Source organism: Moorena sp. SIO3I6 (genome assembly GCF_010672095.1).
The window spans coordinates 1-1195 of record NZ_JAAHHU010001516.1; the positions used below are offsets into that span (position 1 = coordinate 1).

Genomic DNA, 1195 nt, shown 5'->3' on the forward strand with positions numbered 1-1195 from the left:
ATCAAAAAATGGGACAGGAATGTGAGGATTAAGGTTATCGGCTTGCCAACCCATGAAGATTGGCAGACTTTGTCAACCGTCATTGATGAAATAAATAGCATTACCCAAGATGCAATTCAAATCAATTTTGATGATAATAATCCCAATTTAAAGATTTATTTTGTTCCCGAATACGAGTTTCGTCGCTATGAGCCTAACTATCGACCGGTCAATTTTGGGTTTGTTCGGACTTGGTGGAATAACCAAGTTATTTATAAGTCAAGAATTATGATTTCTACAACTAGTATTACCCAAAAGGCACGGTCTCACCTAATCCGAGAAGAGCTCACCCAATCTATAGGACTGATGAGGGATTCCTATAAATACAGAAATAGTGTATTTTTCCAAGGCTGGACTGATACGACCGAATATGCGGAGATTGATCAAGCTGTCATAGAAATGCTATATAGACCAGAAATTCGTCCCGGAATGACTAAAGCAGAAGTGATCAATGTTCTGAATAGCCTCAGCTTTGAGAGGTAACTCTACTTGTAAGGTGCGTTATTAACGCACCTTACAAGTAGAGTTACTGGGTAAGTCCTGTCCTATAAAGATTCAGATTAAAAGAATTTAGAGGTGGTGTAAGGACCATAGACCCAATTGCCACTGTTCAGCTGTAGCCAATTGCCATTTCTAGCAACCACAGGTTTGAGTACAGATCCACTGGGAACACAGGTAACAGCCTGACCAGTACCAGGACCCGGGAGTGCTTTCAAACACCCACCATTGGGAGTCTTGACTTTGATTCCTGATTCCAAAATCGGACTACCTCCACCACCTTCACTAGTTTGATCAAATAATTTAGAGGTAGTGTAAGGACCATAAACCCAATTGCCACTGCTCAGCTGCAGCCAATTCCCATTTTTAGCAACCACAGGTTTGAGTGCAGATCCACTGCGGACACAAGCAACAACCTGACCAGTGCCAGGACCAGTCAGTGCTTTCAAACACCCACTATTGGGAGTCTTGACTTTGATTCCTGATTCCAAAATCGGACTACCGCCACCCCCTTGATCACTGCCATTAAAGTATCGAGAGGTAGTGTAAGGACCATAAACCCAATTGCCACTGCTCAGCTGCAGCCAATTCCCATTTTTAGCAACCACAGGTTTGAGTACAGCTCCATTGCTAACACAGACGACAGCTGCGGAAGTAT

At 42.9% G+C, this 1195-nt stretch carries 2 protein-coding genes; one reads left to right on the forward strand and one right to left on the reverse strand.

What is annotated here, in order from left to right:
• Positions 1-522 (forward strand): DUF2927 domain-containing protein (locus tag F6K49_RS50800; RefSeq protein WP_293110503.1); only part of this gene is annotated, 522 nt, incomplete at its 5' end.
• Positions 523-599: 77 nt separating this feature from the next.
• Here F6K49_RS50800 and F6K49_RS50805 read toward each other — a convergent pair.
• Positions 600-1195, reverse strand: a 596-nt coding sequence (locus F6K49_RS50805; protein ID WP_293110505.1) for a hypothetical protein, incomplete at its 5' end; no start/stop codon positions are given.